A 1,235-nucleotide genomic window follows, 5' to 3' on the forward strand; every position below is an offset into this window, starting at 1 on the left:
GTGGCAGACCGATTCCCCTAAGATTCACGAAATCGGGATTTAGCTAGGGTCGCCCCATGCTTGATTGCTCAGAAGAACCTCGAATCATCGGCCGGGAGCGGAAGTATCCCGAATGACGCAAGGTAGAGGTCAGGTCTGAGACCCCCCAAGGACACCCAATATTGGGAACAACTCATGACACTAGAGAATTTGTACATTGGCATTGATGTCAGTAAACGGACACTGGACGTTCATCTTCGCCCCTGTGGACAAAGCCTGAAGGTGGCGAACAGCGACTTGGGATTAGAGGCATTGAGCCAAGATCTGCCCGCCCCTGAACAGGTGAAGCGGGTGGTGCTGGAATCGACGGGCGGCGATGAGCGACAAGCGGTCGTTTGGCTAACCCAGCAGGGCTATGCCGTGTCGGTGATCAACGCCCGGCAAGGACGCAACTTTGCCAAAGCCGCCCATCAACTGGCAAAAACCGACCAGGTGGATGCCAAAGTGCTGGCGTGGTTTGGGGAAGCGATGCAGCCTCCGGTGCGCCCCCTGGCAAGTGAAGCCCAAGAGCAGTTGAACGATCTGGTGACGCGCCGTCGGCAGTTGGTCGAGATGTTGACCTCGGAGCGCAATCGGGCGGCTTTGCTGCGCGGCAAAGCCCAAGCCAACGTCGAGCAGCCTATCGACTGGTTGCAAGAGCAGGTCAAGGAACTCGACAGTACGAGCACAGAGCAGATCAATCAGTGTGAGCGGTGGCAGCACACTCAAAAGCGGTGGGTGAGCGTTCCCGGCGTGGGGTCGGTGATGAGTGCCACGTTACTGGCAAGTTTGCCAGAGTTGGGACAGTTGACGCACAAGCAGATCGCCACCTTAGTCGGAGTGGCCCCCCTGAACTATGACAGTGGTCAGATGAAGGGCAAGCGGCGGATCTTTGGCGGTCGTGCGCCCGTCAGGCAGGGGTTGTACCTGTCAGCTTTGGTTGCCGTTCGTTACAATCCGGTGTTGAAAGCGTTTTATAATCGCCTTCTCGATCGTGGCAAGTTAAAGAAAGTGGCTTTAGTCGCTTGTATGCACAAGTTGCTGACCATTCTTAATGCAATCGTGAAACAGGGCAAGGCTTGGCAGCCTCCTGCTGAAGAAGCCAGCCCTGAAAAAGTTGCGCTTCCGGCTTGACATTCAAGATAATCGCTAAATCCCCATGCTGGGGTAGGGTTGATTTATTCTATGGGAAGGAAATGTAGGCTAAGAGAAGCGAC

Annotated in this window: 1 protein-coding gene; it reads left to right on the forward strand. The window is 55.4% G+C overall.

Annotated elements, in window-relative coordinates:
- Positions 1–174 precede the first annotated feature (174 nt).
- Positions 175–1,152 carry an IS110 family transposase gene (locus ACKFKF_RS35070; protein ID WP_446870154.1) on the forward strand — a complete coding sequence of 326 codons (978 nt, stop codon included), beginning with the start codon at positions 175–177 and terminating at the stop codon, positions 1,150–1,152.
- The last annotated feature ends 83 nt before the right edge of the window (positions 1,153–1,235 follow it).

This window comes from Phormidesmis sp. 146-12 (assembly GCF_052939495.1).

Excerpts from the sequence above, each read along its gene's own strand:
- ACKFKF_RS35070 (WP_446870154.1), top strand. The coding sequence starts at position 175 with ATGACACTAGAGAATTTGTACATTGGCATTGATGTCAGTAAACGGACA.